Here is a 17,058-nt window from a genome sequence, read left to right on the forward strand (position 1 = left end):
ATGGCTCGGCACTACGTTGATAGTGGCAGGGAAAGCCCCCGCCGAGCGTTGCTCGGCACTACGCTCCCTCCCTTGCGCCGAAGGCGTAGGGAAGGGTTGGGGAGGGGTTGGCTTTTAGGCTGTTCAAACATCGCCAGCTTCGCGGCTTACGCCGCTCCCACAGCGCTGAGGAGGCGCTGGGGAAGCCTCTGCCGAGCATGGCTCGGCACTACGGTTCAGCGCGGGGAGCGGGGTGCTGGTGGGTTGGCTTCCACCCATTGCCGGCGCTGTTCCGGGCTCATCTTGTTCCATTGTTCGCGTAGTTGCTGGCGCTGGTCCTTGTCCATGCCGCGCATCTTGTCGAACAAAGCCTGCGCGTCGCGGCGCTGGCCCGGCGACATGTTTTCGAACCGATGCATGCCGCGGCGTGCCTGCTCGCGTTGTTCCGGCGTCATCTGCTGCCAGCTGCGGGCGTGTTCATACGTGCGCTGGCGGCGCTCGGGCGAGGCATTCCAGCGATCGCGCATTGGCGCGATCAGGGTTTCGCGTTGGGCCGGGGTGAGCTGGTCCCACTCGGGCAACGGCTGTTGCGCCAGCGCCGGGGCGCTGGCGCAGATCAACAGCAGCGGCAACAACAGGCCGGAGAGTGTGGTCTTCATGATGTTCATTCCATCGCCAGGTTGTCAGAGCCCAACCACAGGTACAGCTCGGGGCTTTCGTCGAACAGCAGGGTGTCATCGCCCGCGTCACTGCCGTTGCTGGCAAGCACCGGCGCAGCGGGCGGCGTGCTGGTGTTGAACTGCAGCGCTATCGGCACGGCCAGCAGCAGCGAGCAGGCCGTGGCCAGCCACCAGCGATGGCGGCGCCATGTCGAAGGCGCACCTGCCATGCTGGCCTGCTGACGGGCCTGCCGCAACCGCGCCAAGGTGGCCGTGGACAAGGCCGCATCGGCCTGCTGCTGCAACTGCCTGGCGTGGCGATCGAAATCTTGGTGGGAATCGGGCATGCGGTTCACCGCGTGGCCTCCAGTTGTTTCTGCAATGCGTCGCGCGCGCGCGACAGGTGGGTTTTTACCGAGCCTTCCGAGCAGCCCATGGCCTTGGCGGTGGTGGCGACATCCAGTTCCTGCAGCACGCGCAGGCTGAACGCTTCGCGCTGGCGGGCCGGCAACTGGCGCAGCGCCTGTACCAGCCGCGCGTAATCGTGCTGCTGTTCATGTGTCTGCGCAGGGCCTGGGGTTTCATCGGCCCAGTCGATGGCGCTGTCCTGGTCATGATCTTCCTGCGGTGCCCAGAACTTCAGCCGGAAGCTGCGGCGCCGCTGCAGGTCGATGATGCGCCGGCGCAGGATGCTCCAGAACAGCGGCGTCCATTCCTCGGCAGGCCGCTCGCGGTAGCCCAGCATCCGCTCCATGGCGTCCTGGACCGCGTCCAGGGCGTCATCGCGCTGGCGCAGGCCAGCCTCGGCGAAGCGGAATGCGCGCGGGCCGATGCCAGCCAGAAAGGCGTCCAGCGAGGCAGGTACAGCAACAGGCGGCATCAGGGGTGGGCTGGTCACCAGCACAGGGTAGCGTCCCGGTCGTGGTCGTGTCTGGGAGTGATAACGCACGGGCGCCCAATCGGTTGACAACGCAGCGGTCGCGCCGGCTTCGGCCTCATGGTTATGATGCCGGACAGGCGCTTACAGCCTCGGAGAGACCAAGCAATGAGCGACGGGTTCGTAGCGTTGTATATCTTCATGCTGGCAGCGATTGCCGGCCACGTGATCATTTCGCGGGTGCCGGTGATCCTGCACACGCCCTTGATGTCCGGTTCCAACTTCATTCACGGCATCGTGCTGATCGGCGCGATGGTGGTGCTCGGCCATGCCGACACCACGCTGGAGAAGATCATCGGTTTCATCGCGGTGGCGCTGGGTGCGGGCAACGCGGCCGGTGGCTACGTGGTGACCGAGCGCATGCTGGACATGTTCAAAAGCTCGAAGAAACCTGAAGGGAAGGGCAAGTGAGTTCTCCTTCCGGTGTTGCCAGGGCACCCTCGATCAGCGCCCGGCAGGTCTTCCAGTGGCTCAGTTACCTGCAGTATCCGGCCTTGTTGGTGGCATTCGGCTATGCCGCGCGTCCGCTGTTCAATGGCATGGAGGGGGCGCTCGATGCCTATAACAGCGCCCTGTTGTATGCGGGCGTCGGCGTAGGCATGTCCTCGCTGCAGGATCCGGCCAAAACCCAGAACAAGATGTCGAAGAAGGTATGGCAAGACCCGCGCAAAGGCGGACTGATGCTGTGGTTGATCAGCGCACAGGCGCTGTTGCCTATCGTGCTGGGACTGGTGGGCACCGTGCTGGCCACGAACACCGCGCTGTCGCAGTTGGCACTGGGTCTGGTGGCATTCGGCCTGGGCATGATCGGCCTGTTGAAAACCGCCATCGAGATGCGCGAACACCATCGCCTCGACAAGCAGTCTCCTCGCCCCATCGACACGGCTCTGGAGGCCGGTGCATGAGCATATCGATCCTGGTCAATACGAGTTATCTGGTTGCCGCGACGCTGTTCCTGCTGGGCCTGCAGCGCATGGCCTCGCCCAAGACCGCACGCAGCGGTATCCAATGGGCCGGCGCGGGCATGTTGATTGCAACCGCAGCCACGTTCTTCCTGCCGGGGCTGCACAACCTCGCGCTGATCGCGGTGGCACTGGTGCTGGGTACTGGCCTGGCCTGGGTGTCGGCCAAGAAGGTGGCCATCACCGACATGCCGCAGATGGTGGCGCTGTACAACGGTATGGGCGGCGGTTCGGCGGCGGCGATTGGCGCGGTGGAGTTGTTGCGCTTCTCCGAGCTGGCCAACCGCGATACCAGCCATTGGAGCGCACAGGCCATTGCCGATCTGTCGGCACGCTTGCCGTCGAACACCGTGCTGGCTTTGGCCGTGATCGGCTCGGCGATCGGTGCGGTGTCGTTGTCCGGCTCGATCATCGCTTGGGCCAAGCTCGATGGGCGCCTGGACAAGCGCGTCACCTTCCCCGGGCAGCAGGTGTTCAACCTGCTGGTTGCCGTGGCGATGGTGGTGCTCGGCGCATGGGCGGCAATCAGCCTGCAGCCGCTGGCGATCATCAGCTTCTTCGTGGTGGCGCTGGCTCTGGGCGTATTGATGACACTGCCGATTGGTGGTGCCGACATGCCGGTGGTGATTTCGCTGTACAACGCGTTCACCGGTCTTGCAGTGGCATTTGAAGGTTATGTGCTCGGCAACGAGGCCTTGATCATCGCCGGCATGATGGTCGGTGCGGCCGGCATCCTGCTGACCCGCTTGATGGCCAAGGCGATGAACCGGCCGATCAGCGGCGTGCTGTTCTCCAACTTCGGCGGTGGCGGGCAAGGCGCGGAAATCAGCGGCACGCAGAAGCCGATCGAGGCCGCCGATGTCGCAGCGATGATGGCGTTCGCCGAGCGCGTGGTGATCGTGCCCGGCTACGGCATGGCGGTTGCCCAGGCCCAGCACAAGATCTGGGAGCTGGCGCAGCGTCTGATCGAGCGTGGGGTCAAGGTGAAATTCGCTATCCACCCGGTGGCCGGGCGCATGCCGGGCCATATGAACGTGCTGCTGGCCGAAGCGGGCGTGCCCTACGACCTGATCGCCGACATGGACGACATCAATCCCGAGTTCGCCACCACCGACGTATCACTGGTGATCGGCGCCAACGACGTGGTCAACCCGGTCGCCAAGACCGACCCGACCAGCCCGATCTACGGCATGCCGATTCTGGATGTGGTCAATTCCAGGAACACCATCGTCATCAAGCGCGGCAAGGGTACCGGCTTTGCCGGCATCGAGAACGCGCTGTTCTACGCCGACAACACGCGCATGTTGTACGGCGATGGCGCCGAAGCGGCCAGCGCCCTGGTCAGCGAACTCAAGGCGCTGGACGGCGGGCACTGAGTGCCATGGGCGGTGGTCAGGAGGCTACCGCCCATTCCATCGCAGCTGCGGCAACGAGCCGGGTGCTGCCGGCCGGGGCCGGGCAGGCGGCCAGCAACGCGCCGTGCTGTGTGTGCTGACCCCGGCGCGCTGCGGTGGTGGTGCAACCGAAGGCGTGCTTGAACGCGCGGCAGAATGCGCTTTCACTTTCAAAACCCAGCGATTCGGCGATCTCGCAGACCGACAGATCGGTGTTGCAGACCATGTCCAATGCGCGCTTGTTGCGCAGCCGCGCCGCGTATTCGCTGGGGGTTTCACCAAACACATCGCGATAGATGCGGATGAGATGGGTGGGCGAATAATTGGCCACTGCGGCCAGACTGACCAGATCCAGCCGGGTGTCGATGGTGCAGCGGATCAGGTGCTGCACGCGCAGCAGCCGCAACAGGGTCTGATGGCGGCGCAGCACGGTGCGGCCACTGCAGCGTTCAAGCTGCAGATGCTGGGCCTGCTGGCGTTCGATCAGGGCGTCACGCAGCAGCCCCAGCTTATAGGTGGGGTCGGGTGAATCGCTGCCCTGCTGGAACCAGCGGGGCCGGCAGAGGTGCACCAGTGCACGCGCCAGTTTGCTGTCACAGCCCTGCTCACGTGGGATCAGGCAGTTGATGATGGAGGCGGTGCTCTTCGGTGGCTTCTGCCAAAGCGCGGCAGGGGCGGCGATGCACAACCACCATGCCTGCTCGCGGCAGTTCAGGCGGACGCTGCCATCTACCCAGAGCTGCAGTTGGCGTGTGCCGAGCAACCACGGCAGATCGCCACTGCTCAACTCCAGGCTGCCCTCCAGCACCAGCGTGGTGCTGATCCAGCCAGCGGGAATCAACAGGCGGCCGCCTTTGCCGCGGCCGCTGATGGCGTGAATGCAGTCCGGCCGTTGCATGGTCAGGTCCAGCGACTGCGAACCTTGAATCGAATGATGTCTGATGCCCACTGCGTCTTCCCCCAAGTGCCTGCGTGAACGGGCGACGGGCGCCAAGCCGCACGCGGCGGCTGTACGCGCTGTAGCCGGGACCTTTCCCGGCCGTCGTGAGAGCTTTTTGTGAAGCTCTACTCAGTTCAGACGCAGGCAGCGGCCAAATACCTCACCTGTACGCATCACCAAGGTGCTCAAGTGGGCTGCAACCTTGCTGAATTGGGGATATGAAAATGAGTGTTGATGTACATCAGCGTTGAGGCGTATGCGAAAACGCCACGCGAGCCGGCGGCACCCGGCCAGGTTGAACGGGTCGCTATCCAGGCATCGGCTCACGCTGTGGCGGGCTGGCCTGCGGAAAGCCGGGTCCAGTCCGGATCGCTGCCCGACCAAACTGGCGCTGGTGCGACAGCCTTATGGGATTCCGTTCGGAAGGGCGGCCAGAGCGGCGCGGTGAACGGTGCGTGTCGCAGCCGGACCCGCATACGCAGCCGCAGCGGCAAGCAGACGGATCAGGCGCCTGCTTGCTTCAGTTGTGGTGGCTCACACCTGCACATGGTTTTTCATCGCGGCCCTGCAGGCGCTTGAGCAGCATCTCATTGGGTCGCAAGTTCAGCCCGCAGGTCATGCATTGGCGCTGACCGTGATGCCTCTGTTGCACCGGTGTTGGCTGCACCGCCGCGACGAGCTTGGCTGGCGGTACAGGCGAAGGATTGTTTAAAGGAGCGGCAGAACGCGCTTTCTGTTTCGAAGCCCAACGCGCCGGCTATCTCGCAGATGGAAAGATCCGTGGTGCGCACCAGCTCCCACGCGCGCTGCAGGCGCAGGCGGTTGGCATATTCGAACGGTGTTTCGTCGAAGACTTCGCGATAGATGCGGATGAGGTGCGGGGGCGAGTAATTGGCAATGGCCGCCAAGCGATTGAGATCCAATCGCCCATCACTGTTGCAGCGGATCAGGTGTTGCACACGCAGCAGCCGCAGCAGGGTCTGATGGCGCCGCAGCGCGGTGCGGCCACTGCAGCGGTTGAGTTGGCCATGCAAGGGTTGCTGCCGCTCCACCAGCGTGTCCCGCAGCAGCAACATCCCGTCCTGGACTGCGGTTGCATCGCTGTTATTGAAGCAGCGCTTGCGCGCCATGTGCAGCACGGCGCTTGCGAGCTCCCGGTCGCAGTTCACTTCCCGAGGGATGAGATGGTTGTTGTTTGGCGGTGAGCACGGCAGCCGTTCCCACAGCGCTGCAGGTGCGGTGATGCACAGCCACCAGGCAGGGCTGCGGCTGGTGAGGCGCAGTTCGCCTTCCAGCCATAGCTGCAGATGGTGGGCCATGAGTTGCCAGGGAGCATCGCCGCTGCTGACTTCCAACAGGCCGGTCAGCACCAGGGTGACGCTTATCCAGCCTGCGGGAACCAGTACGCGGGCGCCGCGCCCGGAGCAGCTTGTGGCGTGCACGCTTGCGGCGTGCTGACTGGACAGAACCAGTGCATGGGAACCATGGACGCAATGGTGTTGGATCTTCACTTCGTCTTCACCGTCCGATCGGTCGATCGAATTGAAAGGAAGGTCGAGAATTCAGTTGAACAGCTGTGCCCAAAACACGATGAAAACATCGCATGACAGTTGGAATCTGGCAACGAGAATGAAAATTTCAGAATGACCGTAGATGCGTTTCGCCGCGGCCAAAAAAAACCCGGCATCTGCCGGGTAGGTTCGGGGCCGACCATCGTGCCCACTGCGTTTGGGCTGAGTAGGTCTGACCTGTGCAGAGAGAAGAGTGACTTACCAAGTCCCCGAACACGTCCTATGCTGCGTGCTGCCGCAATGCCAATACATGCGAGCATTTGCGCTTGGATTACCCGAAATGAAGATTTCAGCGTGGTCTGGATGGATCTACTTGTAACCATCGGGGGCGTGGATGCAGGTTGAGCTTGAAAACGCTGTGAAGGATCTTCACCAGGGCAGGCCAGACGCGGCTGAAGCTGCGATGCGTCGTTTGCTCGAGCGGGCGCCAGATTTCGCGCCGGCAATGGAAGTGCTCGGCATGGCCTTGGCCGGGCAGGCAAGAGTGCAGGAAGCGCGTACCTGGTTTTGCAGGGCGGCCGCGCTGCAGCCTGATTCGCTGAGCACCTGGATGAACCTCGGCAATGCCTGCCTTGAAAGCGTGGATGCCGCCGCCGCCGGTGTCGCCTTTGAACGTGCCCATGCGCTGGGGGCCGACGATGTCGCCTGGCTGCTGGGCTATGGCTTGGCACTGCTGGGGCAGGCGCGGTTTGCAGATGCCAACCGGTACCTGGGCGCAGCGCTGTCGCGTGAGCCCGATGCGATCGACGTGCGCCTGGCCTACGCCCAAAGTCTGGCGGAACTGGAGCGCTTCGAGGAACTCGCGCTCTGTCTTGAGGCGGTGCACGCCGGTTCGTTGCGCCTTGACGAACGCCAGGCTCTGGCCTGGTTGTTGGCGCAGGCGGGCAACGATGACGGCGCGCAGCAGTTGTACCGACAGGTGATCGCCGAGTCACCGGAGTCCGCTGAGTCGCGGGTTCAATTCGCGCTGTTGCTGGAACGCCTGAACCGGGTGGAGGAAGCGGATCAGCAACTGCGGGCCGTGCCTGCGGAATACGCACGCAGCAGCGGCGGAATGTTCGAATTGGCGGCTGCGCGGGTACTGCGTAGACAGCACCAGCAGCCGCTGGCAATCCTGCGGCTGGGCGATGGATTGCAACGGGACCTTGCGCCGGCGATGCAGGCGCAGCTGCAGTTCGAGTTGGCACGCAACCATGATCAGTTGCGCCAGGCCGAGCCAGCGATGCTGGCATTGGCGGCTGCCCACGACGCAGCGGGCAGGGCGTTCCAACAACGCTTGTCCGGTGCTGCTGCGCCGCCGGTGCTGGACTGGTTGCAGCAGCGGCTGTTGCGGCCTGCACCGCAAGCCTGGGCACAGGCGCAGGCCGATCCTGCGCTGCCGCGCGATCCGATCTTCCTGGTGGGCTTTCCCCGTTCCGGAACGACGCTGCTGGAGCGGATACTGGATGCGCACACGGATCTGGATGTGCTGGACGAACGGCCTGCACTTGAAGTGGCAATAGCGCAGCTGCGGGCTTCGCCCGGGTGGCAGGACGATGATTTCGGTGCGGCGTTGGATGCACTCACGCCGGCCGCCAAGGCTGCGGCGAACCAGCGCTATTGGGATGAGGTTCGTCGTCACCTGCTGCCGCGCGGGCGCCTGGTCGACAAATATCCCCTGACGATGACGCGCTTGCCTTATGTGGCACGCCTGTTCCCGCAGGCGCAGTGGTTGTTGCTGCTGCGGCATCCCTGCGACTGCGTGCTCAGCTGCCATATGCAGGCATTCGGCAGCAATGGTGGGGCGATGGCTTTCACCTCGCTGGACGCCAGCGCACGTACCTACGTGGCCATCATGGAATGGTGGGAGCAGCAGCGCACATTGGTGCCGGCGCATGTACATGTGCTGCGCTATGAGGACATGGTTGCCGATCTGCCGGGGCAGCTGTCCGCATTGATGGCGTTCCTGTCGCAGCCGATGCAGGAGCAGCAACTAGCCTTCGCCGAGCACGCCAGCACCCGAAGCCGCCGCATCAACACCCCCAGTTACTCGCAGGTCGTGCAGCCGTTGAACGCCGGTGCCGTGGGCAGGTGGCGCAGCTACCGCGCGCATTTCAGCCCGCAGACGCTGGCCCTCCTTGCACCCTGGGTGCAGCGTTATGGCTACACGCTGGACTGACGCTGGGGGAATCTCAGGTAGGTGGAGAGGATGTACTTGTCCTGCTCCGGGCAGGCCTTCCCCTGGTGGGCATACATCCAGTACGGCGGAAACATGAGCAGCCTTCCGGTGCGCGGCGTCACCCCTGTCTGCAGGCCGGGGAACCAGGTTTCACCGCCGGTCTGCACGTCGTTGAGGTACCACAGGAACACCAGGTAGCGGTCGCAGACCTCGTTGATCGAATCGAAGTGGGTCTGGAACTTCTCATCGCTGCCGGCGCGGTAGCGCTTCATGATCAACGGGCTGAGCAGGGGGCTGTCGGGGATGGCCACCGGCAGGCCGACATCGGCGTTGTAACGCTGCAGCGCGGTGCTCACCAGCTGCCGGAAGAATGCGAGAAACCCGGCATCGGAGAGCCGGCTCAGGTCCATCTCGGTCCATGCACTCTCGTCCAGTCCCGGCCTTACTCCGCGCCCGTTGGGTTGCTGGAAGCGTGAGAGCGCGTTGAAGGACGCGATCAGTTTGCCGCACATTTCTGCCGGCAAACTGTGGTCATAGCTGCGTATGTAGTGGCGCAGATCATTGCCATGAACATCCGCCGCGGCACTGGCCGCGGCGGATGTGCCTGTTGCTGGTGCGGGCTCAGAAGCGGGCAGTCCAGCGCATCCAGTAGAAACGGCCGATTGCATCGTAGGTCCGCATGTCCGTCGAGGCGTTGAAGCCAGAATAGATCAACGGCGGCTGGCGGTCAGTAAGGTTGCGCACGCCGATCTGGATGGAACTGTTCTTCAGGTCCTCGAAGCGGTAACCGATCTGCAGATCGGTCTGGGTGTAGGACGGCACCCGCCGCTTGGCGACGTAACCCGGATCCTTCACGTCGGCCACATCCGGCGCTTCGTAGACATGGTGCACATAGCGCGTGGTCAGGCTGGCACTCAGGTTGCCGCGTGACCAGGTCAGATCGTTGAGCGCGCGCCAGCGGGCCATGTTGCCGAAGCCCGAGGAGGCGTTGTCGACGAAGGTGCCGGCCAGGCCGGTGCTGGTCGGGATACCCGGGAACGCGCCGACATCACTGGTCGGGTCGCCTGACACCAACTGCACGTCGTATTGCGCCAGATAGGTGGTGTCCAGGTTCCACACCAGCTTGCCCCATGCGCCTTCCGGCAGCTGATAGCGGAAGCCCAGGTCCATGCCGGAGGTCTTCATCGAGCCATAGTTGCCGATCAGGTTGGTCATCTGCGCAACGTCACCATTGGCGTCGCGGATGAAGGTGTCGCAGAAGCGGCCGAAGTTGAAGCATTGGTTGAGCAGCATGTTCTCCGGCAGGTTGACGATGAAATCGTTCAACTTCACTCGCCAGTAATCGGCAGTGACGCTGAAGCCCTCCAGCCAGCTGGGGCTGTAGACAAAACCGTAGGTCAGCACGTCGCCTTCTTCCGGCTGCAGGTTCGGGTCCGAGACCTGGAACGACGTCACCTGGTTGCCGCTCTGCTGGAAGGAGCCGTCGGCGGGTACGCCGGCGCAGGCCACCGGGTTGCCGCCTTCATAGCCATTGCACGGGTCGGCATAGGTGTTGGCGCTGGGCACCGTGGGTGAGTACAGGTCGCCGATGGTCGGGGCGCGGAAGACATCGGCATAGGTGGCACGGATCAGCAGGTCGGAGAACGGCTTCCACTCCACGCCGATCTTGGAGTTGGTGGTGCCGCCGAAGTTGGAGTAGTCCGAATAGCGGGTGCCCAGCGATACGTTGAGCTTCTCCGCGAACGGGGCGTCGGCCAACAGCGGGATCAGGGCCTCGGCATAGATTTCGTTGACGTCGAATTTGCCGTCGATGTCGCCGCCGGTACAGGCTTCCTGGGTGATGCGGCAAACCGTCTTGCCCGGCGGGATGATGGTCAGGAAGTCGGCGCTGGAACTGGCCGACTCGACGCGGCGCTCCACGCCGACAGCCAGCGAGACCGCGCCTGCGGGCATGGTGAACAGGTCGCCAGTGACGTTGGCGTTGAAGACCTTCAGGTCATTTTCGCTGGTGCTGTGGATGGTCGGGTTGATCAACTCCAATGCGGCCAGCTGTGCCTGCCCGGTCGGCGTGTTCGGGTCCGGCGCCGGCCCCATGAAATTGACCGGGATGCAATCGTTGATGGCAGTTGCCGCATTGCCGGGTGTGCGCACGCAGATCGGGTTGCCGGTAGCCGGGTCGATCATCGACGGGCCCAGCGCATCGTTCAGGCCCTGGCCGATCAGATAGCCGCGCACGGTGGAGGACTGCGGTGTACGGCCGTAACCATAGGACGCATCCCAGCTCCAGGTGCTGTCGCCGAACACGCCGCGCAGGCCAGCGGTGATCTGGTAGGTCTCGGTTTCGAAACGCGTGGTGCGGGTGGGGATGAAATCACGCAGGCGCAGGCGCGCATCGGTGATGTCCACGCCGAACGGGTTGTAGAGGCTGTCCTTGCTGATCATCACGTCATCGACATCGGCGCGGCCGTCGAACGGCAGCGGGGCGATGAAGAACGACGACTCGGTGCGCATCCACGAACCGAGCATGAAGGCTTCGATGTTGTCGGTGAGCTGGTAGTTGCCGCTCATGAACAACGATGTGCGTTCCTGCGGGGTCAGGTTGAGGTTGCCATCGGACTGGAAGTTGTAGGTGTCGGTATTGCCGTTGAAGCAGCGGAAGTTCGACGCCGAGGTACCCGGTTGCCCGTCGATGCGGGTCAACACGACGTTGGGGTTGGGGTTGGTAGCACTGGGTTGGGCGCAGTTCGCATCCAAGGTAGTGCCGCGGGCAATGGCGACATCACGCGGCACCACATAGCGGCCGGTCAGGATGCGGCTGGTACCGCCAATCCCCTTTTCACCGGCATACAACTGGTAAGGCTGGCTGGAATAGCTGCGGTCGGCAGCGCTGACCGAGTCTTCCTTGTCATAGCTGGCGCCCAGCATCAGGTGGCCCTTTTCACCGGCCAGGCCGAAGGTGGCATCGAAGCGCTGTGTATCGGCATCACCGCGCGAGGAAATGCCGTAGAACGCGCTGGCTTCCACGCCTTCGAAATCCTTGCGCAGGATGAAGTTGACCACGCCGCCGATCGCATCGGAGCCATAGATGGCCGAGGCGCCATCCTTCAGAACTTCCACGCGTTCAATCAGCGCCATCGGGATGGAGTTCACGTCCACCGCGCCATTGGCGTTGGAGATGGTGCCGATCCAGCGCTTGCCGTCCACCAGCACCAGCGAGCGGTTCACGCCCAGTCCGCGCAGGTCGACCGTCGCAGCGCCTGCGCCGCCACCGTTGTTGACCTGGGGATTGGTTGCGGCACCGGCGATGGCCGGGGTGCGCTGCAGGAATTCGCCCACCGTGGCTGCGCCGGAGCTTTCGATGCTTTGGCGGTCAATGGTGAATACAGGGCTGGAGGTTTCCAGGTCGGCGCGCTTGATGCGCGAGCCGGTGACCTGGATCCGGTCCAGGTTGGTGGCCTCTTCCTTCGGAGCAGTCTCCTGGGCGAGGGCGCTGCCCGTTGCTCCCAATGCAAGGGCCGCCGTCGAAATGGGTAGCAGGGCGCGGCGAACAGCTTGACTCAGTGGCTGGATACTCACGTATGACTCTCCGCAGAATGGTGCGAGGGAGTCACGAAATTACAAATTTTTAACCGTGAGTATTGTGCGGATCAGACTGCGCCCAATGTGCAAAAACGCACATTTTGTTTCACTTGCCCGCAAACTCGGGGCAAGGCTGTGCGCAACCGGGATTCAGCGCGCCGAGCGCCAGCCCACCAGCAGCGCGATGCCCAGCCAGATCAGCTCGCCCAGGCCGTTGGCCAGCGACAGCAGCGTCCAGGCGAAATGGGGCCCCATGCGCAGCGCCGATTCCCATGGGGTCAGGCCCATTGGTCCGCCCACGTAGGCCGCAGCGATGCCCCAGTTGGCCACCAGGGTGATCAGCAGGGTTGTGAAGATGGTCAGGGTGATGCGCGCCACGCCGGGGCGGAAAGTCCCCAGACGCAGCATCCAAGCGGCTTCCAGCGCAGCGAATATCGCCATCCAGCCGGCCTGGGTGCCGGTGCTCAAGGCGACCAGCAGCCAGGCGATGGTGAGGGTGATGCTTCCCAGCAACAATAAAATGGGCCAGAGCCAGTGGCGGGTGGGGCTGGCTGGCGTGGAAACTGGCGACATGGGTATTCCCGAACAGATTCCGCAGCATAGCGTTTCAGCGGCGAGTACGCCCAGTCGGATAAAATGGGGGCATTGCGGGTAGCCACCGCGTCCCCATATCGATCTACATGTATTCCCGTAGCAGCGAACCTGTCCATTTTGAGCGTGATTGCCCGGCCGTGATGGTGCCGCAGGGCGATAGCGTGACCCTACCGGCCGGCAGTTATGGCTATATCACCCAGGCGCTGGGTGGCAGCTATACGGTGTTTGTCGAAGGCAATCTCTTCCGTATCGCCGGCAAGGACGGCGATGCCATCGGTAAGGAGCCACCGCCGGGGCTGGAACTGCCCGACGACGCCGGCGACGAAGACGTCGAGAAGCTGGTGTGGGAGCAATTGCGCACTTGTTTCGACCCGGAAATTCCGTTCAACATCGTCGATCTTGGGCTTATCTACGAAGTGGATATCAAGCACCTGGACGACGGCCAGCGCGAAGTTGACGTCAAGATGACCTTGACCGCACCCGGCTGTGGCATGGGTGAGATCCTGGTCGATGACGTGCGCAGCAAGCTGGAAATGATTCCGACCGTGGCCCAGGCCGACGTCGATCTGGTGTTCGATCCGCCATGGGGGCGTCACATGATGTCCGAGGCGGCGCGCCTGGAAACTGGCATGCTGTAAGCCCGTGCCGGCGCTGCCGGTAACGGTTTGTGCTGCACCCCCTGCGCCGCTGTGGCCCCGGGGCTGTCCCATCCCGCAATCTGGAAGGAATTATCCGGTGTCCCAGTCTTCGTTGAGCTTCGATGTCACCCGTTCGGATCATCCGCGTAGCGCCGAGGAGCGCGCCAAAATCCTGGAAAAGCCGGGCTTTGGTCTGCACTTCACCGACCACATGGTGGCCGTACGCTGGGACAAGGACACCGGTTGGCACGACGCGGCGGTAACGCCGTATGGCCCGATTTCGCTGGATCCGGCTGCTGCCGTGCTGCATTACGGCCAGGAAATCTTCGAAGGCATCAAGGCCTACCGTCACGCCGATGGCTCGGTGTGGACCTTCCGTCCGCAAGCCAATGCGGCGCGTCTGCAGCGTTCGGCGCGGCGTCTGGTGCTGCCGGAACTGCCGGCTGACATCTTCGTCGAGTCGCTCAAGCAGCTGGTCGCGCTGGACAAGGACTGGGTGTCCGATGCCGATGAGGCCAGCCTGTACTTCCGTCCGTTCATGATTGGCGATGAAGCCTTCCTCGGCGTGCGCGGTGCGCACAAGGCTACTTACTACGTGATCGCCAGCCCGGCTGGCCCGTACTTCGCCAAGGGCGTGGCGCCGGTGGCGATCTGGTTGTCCACCGACTACGCGCGCGCTGCCAAGGGCGGCACCGGTGCGGCCAAGTGTGGTGGCAACTACGCCGCTTCGCTGTTGCCGCAGCAGCAGGCGCAGGCGCAGGGTTGTTCGCAGGTGCTGTTCCTTGACCCGGTCGAAGGCAAGTACCTGGAAGAACTGGGCGGCATGAACGTGTTCCTGGTCTACGGCAAGGAAAACAAGCTGGTTACCCCGGCGCTGTCGGGCAGCATCCTGGAAGGCATCACCCGCGAGTCGCTGCTGCAGCTGGCCCGCGACCGTGGCATGAACGTGGAAGAGCGCCAGGTCACCATCGATGAGTGGAAGCAGGGCGTGAGCTCGGGCGAAATCACCGAGGTGTTTGCCTGCGGTACCGCTGCGGTGATCACCCCGATCGGCCAGCTCAAGGGCGAAGATTTCTCGGTGGGCGACCTCAACGCGCCGGCCGGTGAAGTCACCATGTCGCTGCGCAAGGAACTGACCGACATCCAGTACGGCCGTCAGCCGGACCGTCACGGTTGGCTGGTGCGCCTGGACGCCTGAGCGGCCAGGTTCGGTTGCTGATCAAACCCGCTGCGGCGAATGTCGCAGCGGGTTTTTCTTTGTCCGGACGCCCGGCGCTGCAGCCAGTGGTACCAAGGGATTTGTAAATATTCTTTACGAATCAATCACGTACGTAAACGTGACGGAACAACGGTTTCTGTTGTAACCCTCTTGTCATCGGTTCAGCCGCCATTTACTGTCCGCCCACGGATCGGTAACAGGGGACTGGTTCGGGTAGTTCTACCCGGGCAACCAGCGCTATCGAAATCGCCACACGCCCGGGTGGGACGGCGCCGCGTTCGCGGCATCCTCCAATGCAGAAGGGTTCAACAATGTCATCCAGATCACACCGTGCGTTTGCTCGTGGGTTGGTAGTCGTTGGCACTGCTTCGCTGTCTTCCCTGCTTCTGTGTGCGCCGGCCTGGGCCGGTGATGTGCATCTGGCCGGGCTGGATTCCGCGCCGACGCATCAGCGCTTCATCGTCAAATACCGTCAGGACAGCCGCCAGGCCGCCGGCGATGCAGCCCTGCAGAAAACCCTGGCCTCGGCCGCTCGCGCGCTGCCGGCACGCGCCGGCAAGAGCATCGGCGTGCAGCATATGCGGCGGCTTGCGGTGGGCGCGGATGTGGTCCGCGCCGACGCCAGGCTCGACCGTGCCGATGCTGAAACGCTGATGCGCAAGCTGGCGGCCGACCCCAACGTCGAATACGTCGAGGTCGACCGCCTCAACACCATCAGCCTGACCCCCAACGACACCCGCTACGGCGAACAATGGGGTTATTCCGGCACCTATGGCATCAAGGCCAACCAGGCCTGGGATGTAACCAATGGCGCCGGCTCGGTGGTGGCGGTGCTGGACACCGGCATCACCAGCCACAGCGACCTGGCCGCCAACCTGCTGCCCGGCTATGACTTCATCAACGACACCACCGTGTCCAACGATGGCAATGGCCGCGACAACGACCCCAGTGACCCGGGTGACTGGATCACCGCCAACCAATGCGGCGGCATCCATGCCGCGCAGAACTCCAGCTGGCACGGCACGCATGTGGCCGGCACCATCGCCGCGGTCACCAACAATGCCAAGGGCGTTGCTGGCGTGGCGTACGGCGCCAAGATCGTGCCCGTGCGCGTGCTGGGTACCTGCGGTGGTTATGACTCGGATATCGCCGATGCCATTGTCTGGGCGTCCGGCGGCAGCGTCAGCGGCGTGCCGGCCAATGCCAATCCGGCCGAGGTGATCAATCTCAGTCTGGGCGGCTCCGGCGCCTGCGGCAGCACCACGCAGGCGGCGATCAATGGCGCGGTCAGCCGTGGCACCACGCTGGTCATTGCTGCCGGCAACGACAACACCAATGTCTCCAACGCCTCGCCGGCCAACTGCAACAATGTAATCGCGGTGGCATCGATCACCAGCACCGGCGCACGTTCGAGCTTCTCCAACTACGGTGCCCTGATCGATATCGCCGCGCCGGGTTCCAACATCCTGTCCACGCTCAACAGTGGCACCACCACGCCCGGTTCGGAGAGCTACGCCGCCTACAACGGCACCTCGATGGCGACCCCGCATGTGGCAGGCGTTGTGGCACTGCTGCAGGCGGTGGCAACCACGCCGAAGACACCGGCGCAGGTGGAAGCCTTGATCAAGGCCAATGTCACCGCCTTCCCGTCCACGCCTTCGCAAACCATCGGCCCCGGCATCCTCAATGCCAAGGCGGTGGTGGATGCGGCCAACGGCGGTGGCAACCCGAACCCGGGCGGCACGGTGTTGAACAACGGCGTGCCGATCACCGGACTTGCCGGCGCGGCCAGCAGCACCCAGTTCTTCACCGTGCAGGTGCCGGCCGGGGCCACCAATCTGGTGGTTGCCAGCTCTGGTGGCAGCGGTGATGCGGACATGTACGTGCGCGCCGGCAGCCAGCCGACCACCTCCACCTACGACTGCCGCCCCTACAAGACCGGCAACGCTGAGAGCTGCAGCTTCGCAACACCGGTGGCAGGCACCTACCACGTGATGTTGTCCGCGTACTCGGCGTTCTCCGGCCTCAGCCTGCAGGCCAGCTGGAGTACCGGCGGTGGCAGTGGTGGTGTGCAGACCTACAGCAATACAGGCGTGGTCAACATCCTCGACAACGCTACGGTGGAAAGCGCGATTGCGGTCTCCGGCCGCACTGGCAATGCAGCGGCGTCCACACCGGTGGCGGTGGATATCAGCCACACCTGGAAGGGCGACCTGAAGGTGGATCTGGTGGCGCCCGATGGCAGCGTCTATGTGCTGAGCAACTATGCCGGCGGCAGCGCCGATGACATCAAGCAGACCTTCAACGTGAACCTGTCCAGCGAAGCCCTCAACGGCAGCTGGAAATTGCGCGTCAACGACAAGGCCAGCGGCGACACCGGCCGCATCAACAGCTGGTCGGTCACCTTCTGATCGAGCAGAGGGAAGTT

14 protein-coding genes and 2 pseudogenes are annotated in these 17,058 nt (G+C 63.7%); 8 read left to right on the forward strand and 8 right to left on the reverse strand.

Annotated elements, in window-relative coordinates; translation table 11 throughout:
- Nucleotides 1-215 precede the first annotated feature (215 nt).
- Genes ABE493_RS10080 through ABE493_RS10090 form a run of 3 tightly spaced genes read right to left on the reverse strand, consistent with a single transcriptional unit; the run spans nt 216 to nt 1,542 of the window.
- Nucleotides 216-638: a DUF3106 domain-containing protein gene (locus ABE493_RS10080; RefSeq protein ID WP_346498796.1), complete on the reverse strand. Its 423-nt coding sequence runs from the start codon at nt 636-638 to the stop codon at nt 216-218.
- A 5-nt stretch (nt 639-643) separates the two neighbouring features.
- On the reverse strand, nt 644-985 hold the full coding sequence (locus tag ABE493_RS10085; protein ID WP_346498797.1) for a hypothetical protein: 342 nt from the start codon (nt 983-985) through the stop codon (nt 644-646).
- Nucleotides 986-990: 5 nt separating this feature from the next.
- Nucleotides 991-1,542, reverse strand: a complete 552-nt coding sequence (locus tag ABE493_RS10090; protein ID WP_430980756.1) for an RNA polymerase sigma factor — start codon at nt 1,540-1,542, stop codon at nt 991-993.
- Between the two features lie 141 nt (nt 1,543-1,683).
- On the opposite strand from ABE493_RS10090, the gene ABE493_RS10095 reads away from it, so the two are divergent.
- The 3 genes from ABE493_RS10095 to ABE493_RS10105 are packed head-to-tail and all read left to right on the forward strand — an operon-like array spanning nt 1,684 to nt 3,913.
- Nucleotides 1,684-1,986: an NAD(P) transhydrogenase subunit alpha gene (locus tag ABE493_RS10095; protein WP_057628719.1), complete on the forward strand. Its 303-nt coding sequence runs from the start codon at nt 1,684-1,686 to the stop codon at nt 1,984-1,986.
- Complete coding sequence (locus ABE493_RS10100; protein ID WP_346498799.1) at nt 1,983-2,480, forward strand: hypothetical protein; 498 nt, start codon at nt 1,983-1,985, stop codon at nt 2,478-2,480. The genes ABE493_RS10095 and ABE493_RS10100 overlap by 4 nt, the downstream gene beginning before the upstream one ends.
- Nucleotides 2,477-3,913, forward strand: a complete 1,437-nt coding sequence (locus tag ABE493_RS10105; RefSeq protein WP_346498800.1) for an NAD(P)(+) transhydrogenase (Re/Si-specific) subunit beta — start codon at nt 2,477-2,479, stop codon at nt 3,911-3,913. The genes ABE493_RS10100 and ABE493_RS10105 overlap by 4 nt, the downstream gene beginning before the upstream one ends.
- Nucleotides 3,914-3,929: 16 nt before the next feature.
- Here ABE493_RS10105 and ABE493_RS10110 read toward each other — a convergent pair whose 3' ends face one another.
- A complete protein-coding gene (locus ABE493_RS10110; RefSeq protein WP_346498801.1) occupies nt 3,930-4,880 on the reverse strand; it encodes a helix-turn-helix domain-containing protein in 951 nt (316 codons plus the stop codon).
- 578 nt (nt 4,881-5,458) lie between these two features.
- Nucleotides 5,459-6,001, reverse strand: a complete 543-nt coding sequence (locus ABE493_RS10115; RefSeq protein ID WP_346498802.1) for an AraC family transcriptional regulator — start codon at nt 5,999-6,001, stop codon at nt 5,459-5,461.
- Nucleotides 6,002-6,845: 844 nt separating this feature from the next.
- Between ABE493_RS10115 and ABE493_RS10120 the strand changes: the two genes are divergently transcribed.
- A complete protein-coding gene (locus tag ABE493_RS10120) occupies nt 6,846-8,600 on the forward strand; it encodes a tetratricopeptide repeat-containing sulfotransferase family protein (protein ID WP_346498803.1) in 1,755 nt (584 codons plus the stop codon).
- On the opposite strand, the gene ABE493_RS10125 is transcribed toward ABE493_RS10120, so the two are convergent.
- The 3 genes from ABE493_RS10125 to ABE493_RS10135 all read right to left on the reverse strand — a co-directional run bounded on the left by ABE493_RS10125 (nt 8,585) and on the right by ABE493_RS10135 (nt 12,752).
- Nucleotides 8,585-9,112: a 2OG-Fe(II) oxygenase gene (locus tag ABE493_RS10125; RefSeq protein WP_346498804.1), complete on the reverse strand. Its 528-nt coding sequence runs from the start codon at nt 9,110-9,112 to the stop codon at nt 8,585-8,587. The two genes, ABE493_RS10120 and ABE493_RS10125, sit on opposite strands and share 16 nt — an antisense overlap.
- Before the next feature lie 109 nt (nt 9,113-9,221).
- Nucleotides 9,222-12,176 carry a TonB-dependent receptor plug domain-containing protein gene (locus ABE493_RS10130; protein WP_346498805.1) on the reverse strand — a complete coding sequence of 985 codons (2,955 nt, stop codon included), beginning with the start codon at nt 12,174-12,176 and terminating at the stop codon, nt 9,222-9,224.
- A gap of 153 nt (nt 12,177-12,329) precedes the next feature.
- Nucleotides 12,330-12,752 (reverse strand): hypothetical protein, encoded by a 423-nt coding sequence (locus ABE493_RS10135; protein WP_346498806.1) that lies wholly within the window; start codon nt 12,750-12,752, stop codon nt 12,330-12,332.
- Nucleotides 12,753-12,859: 107 nt separating this feature from the next.
- On the opposite strand from ABE493_RS10135, the gene sufT reads away from it, so the two are divergent.
- From sufT to ABE493_RS10155, 4 genes and pseudogenes are all read left to right on the forward strand, one after another.
- Nucleotides 12,860-13,411: a putative Fe-S cluster assembly protein SufT gene (gene sufT, locus ABE493_RS10140; protein WP_346498807.1), complete on the forward strand. Its 552-nt coding sequence runs from the start codon at nt 12,860-12,862 to the stop codon at nt 13,409-13,411.
- 97 nt (nt 13,412-13,508) lie between these two features.
- A complete protein-coding gene (locus tag ABE493_RS10145) occupies nt 13,509-14,609 on the forward strand; it encodes a branched-chain amino acid aminotransferase (protein ID WP_346498808.1) in 1,101 nt (366 codons plus the stop codon).
- A 332-nt stretch (nt 14,610-14,941) separates the two neighbouring features.
- Nucleotides 14,942-16,675: pseudogene (locus tag ABE493_RS10150) on the forward strand (S8 family peptidase); the annotation flags it as partial.
- Nucleotides 16,676-16,816: 141 nt separating this feature from the next.
- Nucleotides 16,817-17,041, forward strand: a pseudogene (locus ABE493_RS10155) (proprotein convertase P-domain-containing protein); the annotation flags it as partial.
- Nucleotides 17,042-17,058 lie beyond the last annotated feature (17 nt).

Origin of the sequence: Stenotrophomonas terrae (genome assembly GCF_039674165.1) — a bacterium.
Classification (GTDB): Bacteria; Pseudomonadota; Gammaproteobacteria; order Xanthomonadales; family Xanthomonadaceae; genus Stenotrophomonas; species Stenotrophomonas terrae_A.

Bases quoted from the DNA above. Each gene is read 5' to 3' on its own strand.
- sufT (WP_346498807.1), top strand. From the start codon at position 12,860: ATGTATTCCCGTAGCAGCGAACCTGTCCATTTTGAGCGTGATTGCCCG.
- ABE493_RS10080 (WP_346498796.1), bottom strand. From the start codon at position 638: ATGAAGACCACACTCTCCGGCCTGTTGTTGCCGCTGCTGTTGATCTGC.
- ABE493_RS10105 (WP_346498800.1), top strand. From the start codon at position 2,477: ATGAGCATATCGATCCTGGTCAATACGAGTTATCTGGTTGCCGCGACG.
- ABE493_RS10115 (WP_346498802.1), bottom strand. From the start codon at position 6,001: ATGGCGCGCAAGCGCTGCTTCAATAACAGCGATGCAACCGCAGTCCAG.
- ABE493_RS10125 (WP_346498804.1), bottom strand. From the start codon at position 9,112: ATGTGCGGCAAACTGATCGCGTCCTTCAACGCGCTCTCACGCTTCCAG.
- ABE493_RS10095 (WP_057628719.1), top strand. From the start codon at position 1,684: ATGAGCGACGGGTTCGTAGCGTTGTATATCTTCATGCTGGCAGCGATT.
- ABE493_RS10085 (WP_346498797.1), bottom strand. From the start codon at position 985: ATGCCCGATTCCCACCAAGATTTCGATCGCCACGCCAGGCAGTTGCAG.
- ABE493_RS10135 (WP_346498806.1), bottom strand. From the start codon at position 12,752: ATGTCGCCAGTTTCCACGCCAGCCAGCCCCACCCGCCACTGGCTCTGG.
- ABE493_RS10120 (WP_346498803.1), top strand. From the start codon at position 6,846: ATGCGTCGTTTGCTCGAGCGGGCGCCAGATTTCGCGCCGGCAATGGAA.